20 protein-coding genes are annotated in these 20002 nt (G+C 31.3%); 11 read left to right on the top strand and 9 right to left on the bottom strand.

Going from position 1 to position 20002, the window contains the following annotated elements; translation table 11 throughout:
• Nucleotides 1–208: 208 nt before the first annotated feature.
• From HMPREF3125_RS09745 to HMPREF3125_RS09725, 5 genes are all read left to right on the top strand, one after another.
• Nucleotides 209–652: a DUF4870 domain-containing protein gene (locus HMPREF3125_RS09745; RefSeq protein WP_029055833.1), complete on the top strand. Its 444-nt coding sequence runs from the start codon at nt 209–211 to the stop codon at nt 650–652.
• Nucleotides 653–971: 319 nt separating this feature from the next.
• Nucleotides 972–1472, top strand: a complete 501-nt coding sequence (locus HMPREF3125_RS09740; protein ID WP_070453581.1) for a CHAP domain-containing protein — start codon at nt 972–974, stop codon at nt 1470–1472.
• A 151-nt stretch (nt 1473–1623) separates the two neighbouring features.
• Entirely contained in the window at nt 1624–1956 is a 333-nt protein-coding gene (locus HMPREF3125_RS09735; protein WP_029055832.1) for a DMT family transporter, read from the top strand.
• Nucleotides 1956–2270, top strand: a complete 315-nt coding sequence (locus HMPREF3125_RS09730) for a DMT family transporter (protein WP_029055831.1) — start codon at nt 1956–1958, stop codon at nt 2268–2270. Before HMPREF3125_RS09735 ends, HMPREF3125_RS09730 begins: the two co-directional genes overlap by 1 nt.
• Before the next feature lie 78 nt (nt 2271–2348).
• A complete protein-coding gene (locus HMPREF3125_RS09725; RefSeq protein ID WP_070453578.1) occupies nt 2349–3308 on the top strand; it encodes an NAD(P)-dependent oxidoreductase in 960 nt (319 codons plus the stop codon).
• Nucleotides 3309–3427: 119 nt separating this feature from the next.
• Here HMPREF3125_RS09725 and HMPREF3125_RS09720 read toward each other — a convergent pair whose 3' ends face one another.
• The 7 genes from HMPREF3125_RS09720 to HMPREF3125_RS09690 form a co-directional block, all read right to left on the bottom strand.
• A complete protein-coding gene (locus tag HMPREF3125_RS09720) occupies nt 3428–4552 on the bottom strand; it encodes an FAD-dependent monooxygenase (protein WP_029055829.1) in 1125 nt (374 codons plus the stop codon).
• A 172-nt stretch (nt 4553–4724) separates the two neighbouring features.
• Nucleotides 4725–5501: an N-acetylglucosaminidase gene (locus HMPREF3125_RS09715; protein WP_070453574.1), complete on the bottom strand. Its 777-nt coding sequence runs from the start codon at nt 5499–5501 to the stop codon at nt 4725–4727.
• A gap of 23 nt (nt 5502–5524) precedes the next feature.
• Nucleotides 5525–5773, bottom strand: a complete 249-nt coding sequence (locus tag HMPREF3125_RS09710) for a hypothetical protein (protein WP_017636451.1) — start codon at nt 5771–5773, stop codon at nt 5525–5527.
• 142 nt (nt 5774–5915) lie between these two features.
• On the bottom strand, nt 5916–6386 hold the full coding sequence (locus HMPREF3125_RS09705; protein WP_070453571.1) for a helical membrane plugin domain-containing protein: 471 nt from the start codon (nt 6384–6386) through the stop codon (nt 5916–5918).
• Nucleotides 6386–9340: a formate dehydrogenase subunit alpha gene (gene fdhF, locus HMPREF3125_RS09700; protein WP_070453567.1), complete on the bottom strand. Its 2955-nt coding sequence runs from the start codon at nt 9338–9340 to the stop codon at nt 6386–6388. Before fdhF ends, HMPREF3125_RS09705 begins: the two co-directional genes overlap by 1 nt.
• Nucleotides 9341–9584: 244 nt before the next feature.
• Nucleotides 9585–10535 carry an LCP family glycopolymer transferase gene (locus tag HMPREF3125_RS09695; RefSeq protein ID WP_029055824.1) on the bottom strand — a complete coding sequence of 317 codons (951 nt, stop codon included), beginning with the start codon at nt 10533–10535 and terminating at the stop codon, nt 9585–9587.
• A gap of 174 nt (nt 10536–10709) precedes the next feature.
• A complete protein-coding gene (locus HMPREF3125_RS09690) occupies nt 10710–11501 on the bottom strand; it encodes an inositol monophosphatase family protein (RefSeq protein ID WP_070453564.1) in 792 nt (263 codons plus the stop codon).
• Nucleotides 11502–11948: 447 nt separating this feature from the next.
• On the opposite strand from HMPREF3125_RS09690, the gene HMPREF3125_RS09685 reads away from it, so the two are divergent.
• The gene (locus tag HMPREF3125_RS09685) at nt 11949–12659 is read left to right on the top strand and encodes a helix-turn-helix transcriptional regulator (RefSeq protein WP_070453561.1); all 711 of its coding nucleotides are present in this window, start codon (nt 11949–11951) and stop codon (nt 12657–12659) included.
• Between the two features lie 222 nt (nt 12660–12881).
• On the opposite strand, the gene HMPREF3125_RS09680 is transcribed toward HMPREF3125_RS09685, so the two are convergent.
• Complete coding sequence (locus tag HMPREF3125_RS09680) at nt 12882–13616, bottom strand: CPBP family intramembrane glutamic endopeptidase (RefSeq protein WP_070453558.1); 735 nt, start codon at nt 13614–13616, stop codon at nt 12882–12884.
• A 45-nt stretch (nt 13617–13661) separates the two neighbouring features.
• On the opposite strand from HMPREF3125_RS09680, the gene HMPREF3125_RS09675 reads away from it, so the two are divergent.
• The 5 genes from HMPREF3125_RS09675 (at nt 13662) to HMPREF3125_RS09655 (ending at nt 18470) form a co-directional block, all read left to right on the top strand.
• Nucleotides 13662–14006, top strand: coding sequence for a hypothetical protein (locus HMPREF3125_RS09675; RefSeq protein WP_070453555.1), 345 nt, complete (start codon nt 13662–13664; stop codon nt 14004–14006).
• A 186-nt stretch (nt 14007–14192) separates the two neighbouring features.
• Entirely contained in the window at nt 14193–15248 is a 1056-nt protein-coding gene (locus HMPREF3125_RS09670; protein WP_070453552.1) for a MupG family TIM beta-alpha barrel fold protein, read from the top strand.
• A gap of 3 nt (nt 15249–15251) precedes the next feature.
• Nucleotides 15252–16139, top strand: a complete 888-nt coding sequence (gene murQ / locus HMPREF3125_RS09665) for an N-acetylmuramic acid 6-phosphate etherase (protein WP_070453549.1) — start codon at nt 15252–15254, stop codon at nt 16137–16139.
• Nucleotides 16140–16153: 14 nt separating this feature from the next.
• The gene (locus tag HMPREF3125_RS09660) at nt 16154–17596 is read left to right on the top strand and encodes a PTS transporter subunit EIIC (RefSeq protein WP_070453545.1); all 1443 of its coding nucleotides are present in this window, start codon (nt 16154–16156) and stop codon (nt 17594–17596) included.
• A 1-nt stretch (nt 17597) separates the two neighbouring features.
• Entirely contained in the window at nt 17598–18470 is an 873-nt protein-coding gene (locus tag HMPREF3125_RS09655) for a MurR/RpiR family transcriptional regulator (protein WP_070453543.1), read from the top strand.
• A 130-nt stretch (nt 18471–18600) separates the two neighbouring features.
• On the opposite strand, the gene HMPREF3125_RS09650 is transcribed toward HMPREF3125_RS09655, so the two are convergent.
• Nucleotides 18601–19998 carry an amino acid permease gene (locus HMPREF3125_RS09650; protein ID WP_070453540.1) on the bottom strand — a complete coding sequence of 466 codons (1398 nt, stop codon included), beginning with the start codon at nt 19996–19998 and terminating at the stop codon, nt 18601–18603.
• Nucleotides 19999–20002: the final 4 nt, after the last annotated feature.

Raw genomic sequence — 20002 nt, 5'->3', positions numbered from 1 at the left:
TAAATTTATATATAAACTTAGGTTACAGAATACTTAATGACGAAACTAATAATTTTATATATCCTATTTTAAAATAAATAAACCTGTAGATAGACGATAAGACAAAACATGTTATTATATAAACTAAAAACTTATTTATTAATTTATAAACATTTGATATAGTAAAGATGTAATAAATTTAATTTACATATAAAACGGGGGTATTCCTATGGCAGAACAATTTCAAGATAATGAAATATCTGATCAAACGTCTCAAATGGTTGATTCGAACGATGAAGATTCACGTCTTATGTCTATGCTAATATATCTACTAAGTTTATTTAGTGGCATTATTGGACCGATTATTATTTGGGTTATTAAACGTAAAGAATCTAAACTTGTTGATAAAGCTGGTAAGAACTATTTTAATTTTGCTATTTCGTATACTATTTGGACAATCATTCTTACAGTAATTATGTTAATACCTTTTATTATCGGTTTAAGTATGAATAATGATACTGCCGCAATAATTGGCATCATCTTCTATATTGTTGGCATAATTGCATTATTAGTTTTATGTTTACTATCATTTATTTTTACTATCATTGCATGTGTAAAATATTATGGTGGTAAAGAATATTTAATTCCTTTAAGCATAAGATTTTTCAAATAATTTCTGGATAGTTTATTACAACCTCTTGTAATATATGTTTTTTAGAAATGTTACTTATATTAAAAAAATAGATTTACAACGCCTTTGGAAGCGTTAACTATATTTATTACCATGATTTTTGTTTATTACAACAAGAGTCATGGTTTTTTTAATTTAATTACGATAGTGTAACAACACACACAAAGTCATTGATATCTGTTAAAGTTACTCTTGTCGTAAAACGATTAAAACTTAAATTGGTAAATGAAGATGATATTTGGATCGCTACACCATATCACTTTACATATTAATACCAAACAAATTCGGGAGGATATTTATCATGAAAAAAATTGCAACTATTACTACATTAACAGCAGGCATTGGCGCTGCATATTTCGGTACAACATCTCATCATGCAGATGCTGCTGAATTTAATCAACCAAATAATCAATCATATAATACAACACAGACTTCAACTACAACTACTACAACATCTACTACTACACAGAACTCTTCATCTGGTAATTTATATACTGCTGGTCAATGTACTTGGTACGTATATGACAAAGTTGGTGGAAAAATTGGTTCAACTTGGGGAGATGCTAGAAATTGGGCATCAGCAGCACAACAAGCTGGTTATACAGTAAACAACACACCTAAAGCAGGATCAATTTTACAATCATCATCTGGTGGCTACGGTCACGTTGCTTATGTTGAAAATGTTAGCAGCGATGGATCAGTTACAGTTTCAGAAATGAACTATAATGGTGGACCTTTCTCTGTTAGTACACGTACTATCTCAGCAAGTGAAGCTGGTTCATACAACTATATCCATATCTAGTATTGATAGTAATTTGAATAATGAATACAAACTTGTAAATGATTAATTAATCATTTACAAGTTTTTTTATGTTATAACACTTACATTTTGCCTCTTATCACCGATTTTGAGAGAATAGATTTATTGTTATTTTATTAGGAGGAATACGATATTGAAATGGTTAAAAGTCATTTTAGCAGGATTAGTAGAAATCATATGGGTTACTGGTTTGAATAACGCTGATTCATTTATTAGTTGGTTAGTAACACTTATTTTTATATTTTTAAGCTTCTATCTTGTGATTGATACTACTAAAAGCTTACCTGTAGGTACTGTATACGCTTTTTTTGTTGGTATAGGAGCTGCAGGTACAGTTATTGTTGATATGGTCTTTTTCAATCAACCTTTTACATTTATTAAATTATTTCTAATTATATTATTAATATTAGGAATTGTCGGTTTAAAACTTTCAACGAATGAAGATGTTGAAGGAGGTCATCAATAATGTCATGGATATATCTCATCATCGCTGGTTGTTTAGAAATTACTGGCGTTGTATTTATGAATGAATGGTCTCGAACTAAAAATAAAATATTTATGATTTTAATTGGGATAGCTTTTGTCTGTAGTTTTAGCACATTGAAGCTTTCAATGACTGAAATACCTATGGGTACTGCTTATGCTATTTGGACAGGCATTGGTACAGCGGGAGGTACTATTATAGGTATGATTTTTTATAATGAATCTAAAAATGTATTTCGTATTATATGTATTGCAATGATATTAGCTGCTGTAATCGGATTACGATTAATAAGTTAATTTGACCTATTCTTATAGTTGAATTAATTGTTAAGACTCGTATCTTTTTATATACTGTTGATAAAAGGAGTGATTAGGATGGAAAAGGTATTTATCGCAGGTGCAATTCCAGAAGTTGGATTAGAACTTTTGAAAAAGCATTTTGAAGTAGAAATGTATGATGACGAAGGTTTAATAAGTAAAGAAGCATTGATAAATGGTGTTAAAGATGCAACAGCATTAGTAAGTTTACTATCAACAAACGTCGATAAAGAAGTTATTGATAGTGGTAAAAACTTAAAAATCATTGCAAATTATGGTGCTGGCTTCAACAATGTCGATATTGACTATGCACGTGAAAAAAATATCGATGTTACAAATACGCCGAAAGCTTCAACTAACGCAACAGCTGATTTAACAATTGGTCTTATCTTAAGTGTTGCGCGTCGTATCGTTGAAGGTGATGAATTATCTCGTAATAAAGGATTTGATGGTTGGGCACCTTTATTCTTTAGAGGACGAGAAGTATCTGAAAAAACTATTGGTATTATAGGTTTAGGTGCAATTGGTGGTGCAGTTGCAAAACGTGCCCGTGCATTTGATATGGACGTGCTATACACTGGGCCTCACCGTAAAGAAGAAAAAGAAAGAGATATCGGAGCTAAATACGTAGACTTAGATACTTTATTGGAAAATGCAGACTTCATTACTATAAATGCTGCATACAATCCTGGTTTACACCATTTAATTGATACTGAGCAATTTAAGAAAATGAAATCAACGGCTTACTTAGTAAATGCAGGACGTGGCCCTATCGTCAACGAACAATCATTAGTACAAACACTAAAAGATAAAGAAATTGAAGGCGCTGCTTTAGACGTTTATGAATTTGAGCCTCAAATCACTGATGAATTAAAAACATTAAAAAATGTAGTACTAACACCTCATATTGGTAATGCAACATTTGAAGCAAGAGATATGATGGCTAAAATTGTTGCTAACGACACTATTAAAAAAATTAATGGCGAAACGCCTCAATTTATTGTGAATAATAAATAATGGTAATTAAAAACAGCAATCAAGCTCATCAAAGAGCTTGATTGCTGTTTCTCTTTTCTTAATAACTTTATGTCTCTGACACAAGTACTGCTAATCTAATAAAATTCTGAAGTAACTCTTTATTTTTCTTTAGATTTATAAAGAAATTTAGTTTGATTAGAGGCAATTTTATTAGGTAATATCTTCATAACAGTATTTCTAGCCTTAACCATTAATCTATTTTGATATTGAGCTATTTTACCGATTTTGCGTGATTTTTTAATCACTTTAGATGTATGATTGACTCTTAATTTATCATAACGTTCTAGTGCTTTAGTAAAATCATATTCTTTTAGACAATTAGCTAATACAATTGCGTCTTCCATTGCTTGGCCTGCACCTTGTCCCATATTTGGAGTTGTAGCATGTGCAGCGTCACCTAATAAAATAGTACGTTCTTTTACAAAGGATTTGAGTGGTTTCATATCATAAATATTGTTTAATATAATACCAGTTTCACTTTGTTTATCTAGAATATGTCTTACTTCATTTGGGTAATGGTTAAAACGCGCTTGTAAATGTGGTTTACCAAATGATTTGTATTTAAGATCATTTTCTTTGGTATTAATTGTTATAAACCAATACGCTTGATTGCCTACAAGAGGAACAATACCTACTCGACCTTTTCTACCCCAAAATTCTTTTGCTACAAATGGATCTTCTAATTGGACATCATCCACTAAACCACGAAAACATGTATAACCTTGATATTGTACTTTACTTTGTTCATCTATAGTATTTCTCACAGTGGAATGAATACCATCTGCACCAATACACAAATCAAATGCTTCACTTTCCTGTTTAATAAAATGTAACGTCACCTTTGAGTTATTATTATCTATTTTAGTTACATTATGATTTAAGTAAATACTGTCAGGTTCAACGTACGATTGAATAATATTAATTAGTTTTTGACGAGATAATGTCACATTAAGTGTATCTTGTTTAAGAAAAGCAGTCATTAATGGATTATTTTGTTCATCAAATGTTTTCATTGCTGTTAAATTTTGACCTGCATTTTTAATACCTTTAGCTAAATCGTGATTATGTAATTTTTTAATCACATTATCGCCAATACCTATCCCAGCACCTATTTCTCTAATAGCGTCGTTCTTTTCATATACTTTAACTTGATGACCTTGTTCTTGTAAAAGTGCAGCAGCAGTTAATCCACCAATACCTGCACCGACGATTGCGATTTTCATATGATTCCACCTCATCATTGTGATTCTAATATATTTTATCACATCTCAAACTTTAAAAAATTTCGGTCCTTACAACTTAAATTTCAAATTTCACAAAAAAGGAAGTATACTACATCATTACAGATGAATAGTAACTTCCTATCTAACGTTAATCTTTTGTATTTGAAACCGACTATAAGTAAAAATCTTTTCTAACTTTATCTTTTTTTATACCAAATTGTTCGTAATATTTTTTCATAAACTTGGCAATATTATCTGCCCAATGTATATCACTAGCATATTGATTTTGTCCGGGTTCTTGTGGATTCCATCTCATTTGATACAAAGAAATTTGCTGATTTTCAAAATATTGCTTTCTAACAAATTTTGCACCACCTAAAATAGCCTTTCTAGGTGAATTCCAATCTTGCTTTTTAGCATAACTTTTACCAGTATGCACTGCATTTTCATCGAAAGCACCTATACCATAAAAGTTATAATAATGATGTTTACCATCTTTAATGCCATGAGCTAAATCTGATTGTCCATTACCTGTTTCAATAATAGCATGACTGATTAAATAAATAATATTTACTTCGTATTTATCTTGGGCATCTAAAAAGCTTTTTCCTTGTTTTTCTAATATACCTTTACCTTTTAGTATCTTATTTACTTCCGCTTCTGACATAGGAACCTTTTCAGATATGTCCATGTATTTTAGTTTATTGTCACAACGGTGAATTGACATTGCTTTTTTAATATCAGATTCATTCGCCTTTTTAAATTCACCATTTTCTTCTTTTGTATTTAGAACACCTTTATTTTGTTGTCTCGATACTGCTTCATTAAATGAAACACGTTTATCATTGTTAAATAAATTAGTATCGAAAATAATATACAAAATACCAAAAATAATAATTAGTACAATGATAACTAATGTACTCAAGCGGGCTTTACTCATATTTTTCATTTATTCAAAGCTCCTATTTATAACTATTTAGATAATACGAAATAAGCAACGACAATTGCCACGACAACTATAAAGAAAGAAACATTAATAGCAATCTTCATTCCTGTTTTATCTCTGAAGAGTACATTAAATATAACTAAGCTAATAGCTAATGACACTGCAAAAAAAGTAATGGCTAACACTAATTTCAACATAATTAAAAAGATAATACCTATCACTAATAACACGTTGGATACAATTGCCATTGCTTTTAATATATTAGGATTTATCATACGACACCTCTATTCTTTAAAATAATATTTAATATACATGATACATGATTTTTTAAATTTCTGTCGACATAAAGAAAAGAGATCAGAACATCATAGGAGAATATGCTTATCCTAGATAAAATGTTCTGACCTCAAATGTTAATTAGTCTTCTCGAGACATGCCTTTTAATAAGTTTAGCATGTATGTAAGACTACGATTCATATCATCATCTTTTAATACACCCATTAAGCTTCTAATCGTTGTTTTAGAGTTAGAGCTTGCTTGATTTGCAACATGCATACCTTTATTAAGTTTATTAAGCATTTCACTTAAATCTTTAACATTTAAGTCTCCTAATAAGAATACTAATGATGCCATATTTGAAAGTAATCCTGTATAAATATCTTTATTAAGTTCAACAGCAAATTTATTAATAATTACTTGTCTACCTTTAATACCACCATTTAATGCATCTAATATTTTCGCTTCATCTAATACTTTAACTAAGCGTATGGCTTTTAAGATACTGTCTTTGTTTTCAGATATAGCATCCAATACTTCGTTAAGACTTTCTGATTTAACTTGTTCGGGTGACTTTTGCATACGTTTGATTTCAGTTATTCTTTCTGCCATTAGTCATTCACCTGATTTCCCGGGAAAACATAGTCCTCACGATCCCATTTTTTATCAACTCTAACACTGTATTGTGGATTACGTTGTTTATCTACACGGAAGTTAGTTGGATTCAATGGTGACTTACCACGTTTAGAAATCACTTCCATGCGAGTGCTAGTTCGTTTATATGATGGTGTATCTGTTTCAGGATCCACATCACTATTCGTAAGTGCATTGATCGCACCCATAGCACCATTTTCAAGGGCGTCATTATTTAATGGAATATAAATTTGTTTGCCGCTCACTCTATCAGTAATATGTGCTAATAAAGTAGCTTCACCTGATTCAGAAATGAATTTTAATTCTGCGCCTTCATGAATACCTCGATCTTTAGCAAGTTCTGGTGAGATTTCAACAAATGCGTTAGGCATTTTATATTTAATCATTTCAGTTTGATACGTCATATTTCCTTCATGGAAATGTTCTAATAATCGACCGTTATTAACGTGAAGGTCATAAACTTCATCTTCTTTAAAGTAATTATCAAACGTTAATGGATAAAGTTTAGCTTTACCATTATCAAAATTAAATCCTTCTAAATAAAGTAATGGTTCATCTGTGCCATCTTCATGAACTGGCCATTGTAAACTATTGAACCCTTCTAAACGCTCATAACTTACACCTGAATATAAAGGTGTTAAACGCGCAATTTCATCCATAATTTCGCTAGGATGTTGATAATTCCAATTAAAACCTAAGCGATTAGCAATAAGTTGGAAAATTTCCCAGTCAGGTTTAGAATCGCCTTTAGGTTCTAAAGCTTTATATAAACGTTGAATACGACGTTCTGTATTTGTGAATGTACCATCTTTTTCTAATGATGGGCTTGCAGGTAGTACAACATCAGCATATGTTGCTGTATATGTTAAAAATTCATCTTGAACTACCATAAAGTCTAATTTTTCGAAAGCTGCTTGCACGAAATTGATATTTGAATCAACAATACCAGTATCTTCACCGTATAAATATAGTGAATTGATTTCACCATTATGAATACCTTCAATCATTTGGTGGTTATCACGACCTGGTTTTTTATTTAATTCTACGCCATATTCTCTTTCGAATTTAGCACGAACATCATCCGCTTCAACACTTTGATAACCTGTAATTTTGTCTGGCATACTACCCATATCACTACAACCTTGAACATTATTATGTCCACGTAATGGATAAGCACCTGTACCTGGTTTACGATAGTTTCCTGTAACTAATAATAAATTAGAAATAGCAGTACTTGAATCACTACCGATATCTTGTTGCGTAATACCCATTGCCCAACAAATAGATACTGATTCAGCTTTGGCTACTTCATTAGCAAATTTAATTAAACGTTCTTTTGGAATACCAGTTGTTTCTTCTGCAAATTCCATAGTGAATGTTGACAATGATTCATAATACTTATCAAAATCATCTACCCATTCATCTAAAAAGTCTTTGTCATGTAAATCATGGTCGATAATATATTTTGTTACTGCACTTAGCCAAACTAAGTCAGTTCCTGGTTTAGGTTGATAGAATTCATCAGCACGTTCAGCCATTTCATGTTTTCTAATATCAAACACATGAGATTTTTGGCCAAATAGTTTTTGTGCACGTTTCATACGTGACGCGATAACCGGATGTGCCTCTGCAGTATTTGTACCAATAAGTACAGTCATAGCTGCTTTTTCTAAGTCTTCAATACTACCAGAATCTCCGCCGTGTCCAACAGTTCTAAATAACCCTTTTGTTGCTGGTGCTTGGCAATATCTTGAGCAATTATCAACATTGTTTGTACCAATAACTTGTCGTGATAATTTTTGCATTAAATAAGATTCTTCATTAGTTGCCTTAGACGAAGAAATAAATGCTAAATGGTCTGCATCATGTTTTTCTTTAATTTTAGTAAAGTTATCAGCGATTACATTTAACGCTTCATCCCACTCTACTTCATGGAATTGTCCATCTTTACGTACTAAAGGTTTAGTCAAACGTTGATCTGAATTAATATGGCCCCATGAGAATTTACCTTTAACACATGATGCAATTTTATTTGCTGGTGAATCGTGTGAAGGTTGTACTTTTAATACTTCTCTATCTTTAGTCCGTACTTCAAATGAACATCCAACACCACAATATGTACATACAGTTTTAGTCTTATTGATACGTTCTTTACGCATTTCTGCTTCAGAATCTGAAATGGCAAATAATGGGCCATATCCTGGCTCAGCCTTTTTAGTTAAATCAATCATAGCAGCTAATGAACCTGGCTCTGTATCAGTCATATAACCAGCATTACCTTCCATATTGACTTCCATCATTGCATTACATGGACATACTGTTGCACATTGACCACAAGATACACATGAAGATTCATTAATAGGAACATCATTATCCCAAATTACTCTTGGATGTTCTCTGTCCCAATCAATACTAATTGTTTCATTAACTTCTATATCTTGGCATGCCTCTACACAGCGTCCACATAAAATACATTGGTTCGGATCGTAACGATAAAATGGGCCATAATCTTTTTCATATGGCTTTTCTTTATATTCATAAGTTTGATGTTGGAGCCCCCACTCATCCATCGTATTATGAATTTCACAATCACCGTTGTTATAGTCACAAACTGTACAGTACAACATATGTTTTTCTAAAATACGATCTAGTGCTTCTTTTTGAGAAGCTTGAACATGGTCTGTTGTTGTATTAACTGTCATTGGTCTATCGATTGATGTTCCACATGCTCTTTCAATTTTGCCATCTATTTCTACTGTACAAGTATCACATGTTTGAATTGGTCCCATTGATTCGTTATAACAAATCGCTGGTACAAATGTATCTCTTGAACGTATGAATTCTAATAAATTGGTACCTGGTTCAACTAAATAATCAGTTCCGTCAAGGGTAACGATTAAATGTTCTTTCATACTTTCACCCCATTATATATATTTCCGTAATTGCTAACGTCATTTTCTTTTATTCCTATCCAACTACATGCCCCACATATATGAATAGATAGAATCATATTAATTGTATAACTTAAAACATACAATGTTAAGGACTTTTTACATTTTAATATAAAATTAAAGCTTTTGAGAATTGCAAAAAAAAGAACAATGGTATTAACTATTAACACCATTGTTCTTTATTAATTGAAACTATGAATTTTTATTACATATTAAGATTTTCTTTTAATAAATTAGCATTTTCTTGAAGTGAACTATCGCTTGGTACAAAGTAATATAATCCATCGTCTTGTATGCCACCTTGTCCATCTAGTTGATGACGATTAACCGTATCATTTGCATCTTTATATTTACTTCTAATAGTATTCAGTTCACCTAATGATAAATCTGTCTTCACATTTTTTTGGATTTCATTCATTAAAGATGGGAAGTGTGCAATAGAAGATGCGCTAGTCATTTTATTTGCCATAGCTTCTAATATCAGTTGCTGACGTTCTTGACGTCCGAAGTCACCACCAGCACCTTCTTCTTTACGACTTCGAATAAAGCTCATTGCTTCTTTTCCATTTACGTGTGTTTTCTTTCCTTTTTCAAAATGAACGCCATTAGTTGTAAAAGTATCATTGCTGACAACATCTATACCGCCAAGTGTATCAATCATATCGTGTAATCCGTCCATATCAATGGTTGCATAATGATCAATAGGTACATTCATTAATTTTTCTAATGAATTGATAGACATACTAGGCCCACCATAAGCATAAGCGTGCGCTATTTTCTCTGTTGTACCCTTTCCTACAATTTTAGCTTGTGTATCTCTAGGAACACTAACTATTTCAGTTTTTTTCTTTTCTGGGTTAATTGATAATATCATAATCGTATCACTACGAGAGCCGCCACCCTGTGCCTTACGTTCAGCATCTGAATCTACACCAAATAGTGCAATTGTAAATGGATCACCATTTTTTAAATTAACCTTTCCATCTCTCAAGTGAGAATGGTCTCTATCTAAAGGATTATGTATTTTATCGCCAGTGATAAAAATTTTAGCAACGACATAAATCACTGCTACTAAGGCTAAAATAAATAATATTCCGATAAACCAAACTAAAATTTTTGCGGGTAGACTCATTTTATTTTTTTCTGATCTGCGCACACCTATCACTCCTTTTCCTTAACTGTGTCACATACTACATACCTTAATTATTATATAATAGAAAATTAATTTTACTATACTTCTAAAGTCTTATTATACAAAAATTAATTTAAAAGAATAATCTAAGTGTCAAATATGGACATCATATAGTGATGAGGCAATATATTTATAATATTACTTTCCGTATCCAGAACCACTATTTAAAATTTCAAGGACTTCTTTATAACATCCTTCATTACTTATAATAAATGGCGCTGCAGTTGATAAGTCTATTTGTTTGCCATCCAATGAACTCATTTTTAAACCAAGTTCTTTTGCAAATAAGAATTGAGCTGCGATATCCCAAGGTTTAGGATTAGTATTGATATGTGCACCAAATTGACCTTTAATCACTCTTAATGAATCTAAACCACATGATCCTATAATTCTATGTCCAAAGGATGCCTCATATAATTCATGCATTGTTTCATCATTCAACACTTGTGTATTAAATGATAGAATGGCATCTTTTATATCTATGATTGGCGGGGCTAATAATATTTGGTTATTATCATATGCACCTTTATTTTCAATCGCTTTATATAAATGTCCATGTGGATAATCATAGATATATGATAATTTAGGTTCTCCATCTACGAAATAACCTAGAATTATACAATAATCTTCTTGCTGTTTAACTAAATTCGCTGTACCATCTATAGGATCCATAATCCATACATGGCCTTGCCTAGGATCAATCCCTTCATTGCTCTTTTCTTCAGCAAATAATTGATGATCTGGTAAGTGGTTACTTAAAAATTGTTGAAATTCATTTTGGATTTGCTGATCAACATTCGTCACTAAATCAAATCGATTTAATTTTGTTTCAGTATGCATATCAAAAATTAATTTAGGGATAATATTGTCTATATTTTCTAACCATTCTGTAACCATTTGATCTATATCATTTAGTTGATAATTAGTCATCTATAACACCTCTTTATTTTTTTCTATTTATCATTGTATGTTCAAATTTTATTTAAAAACTATAATTCATTAAAATCTACTCTAACATAGTCATAATATATTGTACTTAAAAATTTTAGTCCTACATTAACATTATTGACATAAAAAAATCGGCTAGTCTTATGCTAGCCGACAAATAGAAAGGAAAGTAAGTAATAAATAATTGAAGATGTTTTAGTGTAACTCGAACGATTATCAGCTACCTGTTATATAGCTCTACCCCTTTGTTAATCGCTCCCCCTGTTACAAATAATATATTAACATAAATGTTTTTTATTTGTAAGCGTTTTCTAAATTTTTTTTGAGATATTTTCACTTTTTATTTCTAAAATAAGCTACAAATGTCATCATTGTCGCTTATATGATATAATTATTGTAATATGTAATGTTTATTGGAGGTGACTTTCATTGAATAAATTAGAACGTCAAAATCGACTGATACAAGAAATTCAGCAAAGTAATAAGATTACTGCTTCTGAATTAGCAAAAAGATTTAAAGTTTCAAAACGTACAATTCTTAGAGATATTGATGATTTAGAAAATCAAGGTGTACAAATACATGCATCACATGGCAGTCAAGGCGGCTATAAAATTCAAGAATCACAATCAAAAATTGCGCTAACTTTAACAGATGCTCAACTTTCTGCATTATTTCTTACTTTAAATGAAAGTCAATCTTATTCAACTTTGCCCTATGCGAAAGAAATTCAGTCTATTTTGAAACAATGTTTAAGTTTACCGCAAACACGTATACGCAAATTATTAAAAAAGATGGACTATTATATAAAATTTGAAGACACTACTCAGGTTACATTACCCAATATTTTTTCTGATATTTTAATATACTGTTCTGAGCGTAAAGTGATGCTAGTAGATTTTTACGAAGAAGATCGAACTGTTGTTGAAAATGTAATCTTTATTGGATTGTTGTGTAAAGATGGTCAATGGCATGCTATCGTATTCGAAATTGGCTTAGGTTCCACTAGAGAACTTTTAATAAGAGATATACAAGACATTTCTTATTCATTTGAAAAAACAATTAAAACACAAGATATAACAATTGATAACTATCAGCAATTTTTATCAGACCCCACCAGAAATATAAAGAACCACTCCTAATTCATTAGAGGTACTTGCACTTTAGTGCGTAGTAACTCTTATGCATGAACTCTTTAGTTCATGCGAACCTTTTGTTCTTAATAGCTTATTGCTATTAAGTAAGTCATACTAATTTGTTACACAAAAAGTATGACTTTAAATGATTTCTATAACTATCTCACTAGGCGACAATATACATATAGCCTGTGACATCTTTTATGTCACAGGCTATACTTCGTTTTTCTAATAAACAATAAATAGCGTCCATATAAATGATATGAGGTTATTTAATATGTGAATGGTAATTGAGGACGCTAAATTTCTTTTAGCTTTTAAATAACTAACCACCAATATAATTGCTAATATAAAGTATGCCCCAAATTCAAATGGTGATTTCGCACCACTAACATGTATTAAAGTAAACGTTACTGCTGAAATAATCCCCATAAAAATAAAATTAAACTTCTTACCTAACTCTCCGATAAGAATATGTCTAAACACCAATTCTTCAACAATAGGTGCAACAATCACAATTAAAAGAAACGCTATAGGTAAAAATAAAGGTATTTTGAATAATTGATCAAGTGCTAATTCATTTTGCGTTTCACTATACTGTAATGACTTCGGTAAAAATTGCATCAACCACTCATAAAGCGATGATGCCCCAAGTGCTATAAGCAACATGGCAATTAATAATATCCAATGCTTTTTTACATAATTAATTCCATTACTAAATCTTTTGGAAAATGATTTTAAATGCATTAGGTAAAAACTTAAAATTGCAATAATATAACTCATCACTTGTGCAACAGTCGCCATCATTGACTGCATTAATTTATCTGGGTGAGTATAATGTATATTTAATATCCCAAAACCTACCATAGAAAATATTATCAAACCAATAAAGATAATTGGTATTAATAACAAATCTCTCCACGCAATATCTTTAAAACGATACCCTTTATTCGAAAGTTTCATATTATGTATCCTTTCTTTTTATCATTATATCTAAACGGAGGCTTTATGAATTCACAAGAAACATTTACCCACATAGAATTAAAATTAACTCAACTCATTATGATAACTGAAAAATTAAAGTATTATATACTATTTAATCATAACAAATTCGAGACTACATTAAACGAATTTACCACTTTACTCATTGAAGAATCTCACTGGATGACCTCACAATTATCAGATCAATTTAAACCTACTGATCCAAATTTAAACAATTATAAAAACTTAATCACCTTTCTCAACGAACATCCTTTTAACATTACAAAAAATGGAGATAGTTGCCAAACCATCAATCATTATCAATTAATGATTTTCGACAGTTTAACTTATTATAAATCTTATACCAATTAAAAAACTTCTTTCTCTACAATATTTAATGAATACACATTAACCTCTAAACAACTATTTATTTTAATTTTTATTGTTTTTTAATTTTTTTGTAAAAATTTTATACTTTATTCTAATATGCAAATTGTAAATTAATAATATTAGCGTTATAATCGGATATGATTAAGCAATTATTTGAGGAGGATGATTATGCTTGGTTTCTCGGTATCTATAGGACAAAGATTGAATGAATCTTATATTCTATCAATGGTATCTCAGGGATACGATACCATTTTTACTTCTCTTCAAATACCAGAAGAAGATGATCAATTTAAACTGTCGCATTTGGGAGAATTGTGCCAGTTATTATCGCAATATTCAATCACTTTTATTATTGATGTAAATCCTTCTTTACTTAATCACCACTTTTACAGTTTATTAGATCAATTCTCAAACGGGGAATTTGTTATTAGAATTGATGATCAACTTAATGTGAATCTTATTCTTGATATTCAAAAAAGAGGATATCAATGTTGTATTAATGCTAGTACAATAACGCATCATATATTATCTACTATTTATAGTAATCCAAATATTCGAACACTTATTTATTGTCATAATTATTATCCTAGACCTGATACAGGATTAAGTTTGTCATCACTTCAACAGCAAAATAATCTTATTCATTTGTTCGATCCAAATGCTAAGATATTTGCTTTTATTCCTGGAACAAACTTAAGAGGTCCTCTATACAAAGGCTTACCTACAATAGAAAATCATAGGCATGAACATGCTTTTCAAGCTGTACATGAACTACAACTAACTGGTATTAATACTATCGTTATTGCTGACAATGGTTTGGAAATCAATTTAGCTAAACAACTTTATCAAATATTTGTTCAACATCACTTTGTATTGCATATCAATAATGTCGAAAATAATGATAATCATTTATTAAATCTATTATATGCAAAACACCATGTAAGAATTGATTCGCCCGAACATGTCTTACGTTCTCAAACATCTAGATTAATGGTGAATCAGAAAATTACACCTATTGGTATCGAACAACGTTTGCCTGGAGATATTACTATCGATAACCACCTCAATGGTCGTTATGAAGGTGAACTTCAAATTATTAAAACTTCTCTTCCAGGACATTCAAATATCAATCGTCTTGCACGTATTTGTAAACAAGATCTTCCTTTTCTTAAAATCATGCAGCCAGGCGATACTTTTGAATTTATATGTTTAAAGGAGACATAAGCATTGAATGATTTAACAACTGAATCACGTAACGCACAAACAATGCATTTAGATGAAATGTCAATTCAAGATGCACTTAAAACAATGAAGCAAGAGGATCAATTAGTTCCTAAAGCTATAGAATCTATTATTCCAAAGTTAACAAACGTTATTAATGAGTCAATTGCAAAATTTAGCCAGCACGGTAGATTGATATACATTGGTGCAGGTACAAGCGGTAGATTAGGTGTACTAGATGCTGCTGAATGTGTACCCACTTTTAACACTTCACCAAATGAAGTAATAGGTATTATTGCTGGAGGCCCTAAAGCGATGACAGAAGCTGTTGAAGGTGCCGAAGATAATGAAGCGCTTGGTCAAAAAGATTTAGAGAATATTGGTTTAACTGAAAATGATATTGTTATAGGTATTTCTGCAAGTGGGCGCACACCTTATGTTAAAGGTGCTTTAACTTATGCTAACAAAGTGGGTGCTACTAGTGTTTCAATCTCATGTAATACAGACAGTAAAATGAGTAAAGTCGCACAATATGCATTAGAAATACCTGTAGGTCCAGAAGTACTAACAGGATCAACACGTTTAAAATCAGGAACGGCACAAAAACTCGTTCTCAATATGATTTCTACAATGACAATGATAGGTGTTGGCAAAGTTTATGATAATTTAATGGTAGATTTAAAACCAACCAATCAGAAATTAATTCACCGTTCAATATGCATCATTAAAGAAATATGTGATTTAAATGACGAAGAAGCAAAGTTACTCTATGAAAAAGCCGATAAAGATATTAAAACTGCTATTGTCATGAATTTAAGTGACATAACCAAAGATGAAGCACAACAAAAATTACTACAACATAATGGAGTGATTAAGCAAGCCATCAAAGGTTAAAGGAGGCTAATTCCATGAGTAAAGAAGAACGACTTGCTCAAGAAATTATAAAAGCTGTAGGTGGCATCGAAAATATACAGCGAATAATGCATTGTATGACTAGAGTTCGATTAACTATCATTGATTCAAGTATTGTAAATTACGATAATCTACATCAAATTGAAGGTGTCATGGGTATTGTCGAAGATGATCACCTTCAAATTATTGTTGGCCCAGGTATTGTTAATAAGGTCGCTAATAAAATGGCTGAATACAGTCATGTACCATTGGGTGAAGACATCAATCATTCAGAAAATCAAAGCTATAAATCACAAGCTGAACAACTTGCTAACGAAAATAAAAAGCATTATCAAAATTCAAGAAAGCAAAGTAAATGGCAACGTATTTTAAAGTACATTTCTAACATCTTTATCCCCTTAATCCCGGCATTTATAGGGGCAGGTTTAATCGGTGGTATAGCTGCAGTATTAAACAATATGTTAACTGCGCACATGATATCTGGAGATTTCATGAAACAACTTGTTACCGTATTAAATGTTATTAAAGATGGTATGTTAGCTTACTTAGCCATTTTCACTGGGATTAATAGTGCTAAAGTTTTTGGTGCTACACCAGGTTTAGGTGGTGTTATAGGAGGTACAACATTATTAACAGGTCTAACCGATGAAAATCCTATAAAAAATATTTTCACACGAGAACCTCTTGTTGCTGGTCAAGGTGGAATTATAGGTGTTATATTTGCCGTTTGGATCTTAAGTATGATTGAGAAGAAACTACATAAAGCAGTACCAGAATCAATAGATATTATTATCACACCCACCCTATCACTACTTACCATTGGTTTATTGACGATATTTATAATAATGCCAATTGCTGGTTTTATATCAGATGGTTTAGTGCATGTTGTGAATTGGGTGATTGACGTTGGTGGTATCTTTAGCGGATTTATTATTGGTGCCTTTTTCCTTCCATTAGTCATGTTAGGACTTCATCACGTTTTTACACCAATCCATATCGAGCTTATTAATAGTACTGGCGCAACCTATTTACTACCTATCGCTGCAATGTCTGGTGCTGGTCAAGTTGGTGCTGCCCTTGCTTTATGGGTACGCTGTCGTCATAATCAACCACTTAGAAATACTTTAAAAGGCGCATTACCCGTAGGTTTCTTAGGTATAGGGGAACCATTGATTTATGGTGTAACGTTGCCACTCGGTAGACCTTTTTTCACTGCATGTCTTGGTGGCGGTATTGGCGGTGCTGTTATTGGAGGAATTGGTCATATAGGTGCTAAAGCTGTTGGACCTAGTGGCTTATCTTTATTACCTTTAATCTCAGATAATATGTATCTAGGTTATATTGCTGGTTTAATTTCAGCATATATAGGTGGCTTTATCATGACATTTTTATTTGGAACTACAAAAAAAATGAGAAACTCTTACAAACTGGGTGATTAAAATGACGAACATTTTATATGAAATAGATAACCAGTATCCCTATTTAACAAAAAACGAGAAAAAAATAGCAAATTATATTCAAAATGCACCACACGAAGTCATAAAGATGAATTCTCAAGATCTTGCACAAGAACTTGATACGAGTCCATCATCTATTATCCGATTTAGTAAAAAATTGGTAGATGGTGGTTTTCAAGAATTAAAAATCGAACTATCAAAGTACATGCCTAAAGAAACAACTGTTTATAATGTTGAATTAGTTGATAATGAAAGCACCTCATCACTTAAAAAGAAGATGCTTGCTCGTGCAAATGGTGCATTAACTAAAGCAAATAGTAATCTGAACGATAAAACCGTAGATCTCATTTGCGATCAATTCAAACATTCTAATAGAATATTCATTTATGGATATGGTGCATCTTTTGTCGTAGCGACCGACTTATATCAAAAGCTTTCACGGATTGGTATGAATGCACAGCTTGCACAAGAAACACATATTTTCACTACGATGCTTGCTTCTTGTGATAGTCGAGATTGCGTTGTTTTTATCACAAACAATGGAACACAAAGTGAAATGCAATCTATTGCTAAAGTAGTTGAAGATTATCATATTCCAATTGTGACAATAACTAGTTCACCCAACAATACCATTTCTCAAATGTCAGATATCGTACTAGATTATGGTGAAACTGATGAAAATGAAATGCGCATGGGCGCTACAACATCTTTATTAGCACAAATGTTTACGATTGATGTTCTTTATTATCGATATATTGCTTTAAACTATCAATCTTCTTTAGACTTTATTACACAATCTAAAATGGCATTAGATAATTATAGAAAGCATCTTTCTAATATTGACTTTAAGCATTAATTAAATAGGATTAAGTTTAGACTAAAATATTGTCTAAGCTCAATCCTATTGTTAATTATATACATTTCAAATATAGAAAAGCAGCACTAACGCAAGTTTAATGACGTTAATGCTGCTTTTTAAATTGATTTTATTTTAATGAATTATCTTTTTTTAAATTTTTCTCTGCTTTATTATATCTAATAAAGTAATAAATAGTTACAGCAGTTAAGAATACGATACCAATTACTACTGATACTACAGTTTCTTTATTAAATAACATACCGATTAAAACAATAATTAGAAACGCTATTGTTAAGTAACTTGCAACTATACCACCTGGCATTTTAAATGGATGGTTTTTAGTTTCACCAGGATGTAATTTTCTAAAACGAATATGACTGATTAAAATCATAAACCAAGGAATCATACCAGGTAAAATTGAAGCACTATACACATATACAAATATACTATCTGCACCTTTAATAAACATTGGTAAAATAACGTTTAATAAAGCTCCAATTAAGATTCCTATAGAAATTGCTAATACCGTATAAATTGGTACACCATTTTTCATAACTTTAGTAAAAATCTTAGGTAGTTGACCTTTACGTGCTAATGTATAAATCATACGACTCGCACTAAAGATTCCTGAGTTACAACCAGACATTGCTGCTGTTAATACTACAAAGTTAATTAAACCAGCTGCGAATGTGATACCGACTTTAGCAAATGTTGCTACAAACGGACTTCCGATGCTTCCTAACTCATCCCATGGATAAACTGTAACGATAACAAAGATGGCACCAAGATAAAAAATAAGTATACGCCAGATAACACCGTTAACTGCTTTTACAATATTTTTATGTGGATCTTTAGTTTCACCTGCTGAAATACCAATTAATTCAACACCTTGATATGAACCTATAACGATTGATAGTGCAAAGAAGAAACCGACTATACCATTTGGCATAAATCCACCATGTGACCATAAGTTAGAAAAACCAACTGGATGTCCACCATTACCTAAGCCAAATAATATTAAACCAAAACCTGCTATAATCATTAAAACAATTGTTATAACTTTAATTAAAGCGAACCAAAATTCAAATTCTCCAAAGGCTTTTACTGATACTAAGTTAGCAGCTGCTAATAATAAAATAGCTATAACCCCTGGAATCCATTGAGGTAAATTCGGGAACCAATAATTCATATATTCTCCGACAGCTATAACTTCACTCATACCTACGACTACCCACTGGAATATATTACTCCATGCTGTCATATATCCAGCTGCTGGGTGTATGTAATCACTAGCAAATGTAGCAAAAGAACCAGTTGTTGGATTAATATAAATCATTTCTCCCATAGCACGCATGATTAAAAATAAAAATATACCCGCAATTAAATACGCAAATATTACTGACGGTCCTGTCCATTTGATTGTACTTGTTGCTCCCATAAACAAGCCAACACCAATCGTACCGCCTAGTGCAATCATCTGCATTTGACGTGCACTTAATCCCCTTTGTAATTCGTTATTCTCCATGTTA

The organism is Staphylococcus sp. HMSC13A10 (assembly GCF_001808005.1).
In the GTDB taxonomy this organism is placed as follows: Bacteria; Bacillota; Bacilli; order Staphylococcales; family Staphylococcaceae; genus Staphylococcus; species Staphylococcus pasteuri.
The sequence above is the reverse complement of the archived record's forward strand: the minus strand, read 5'-3'. Positions and strand labels throughout refer to the sequence as shown.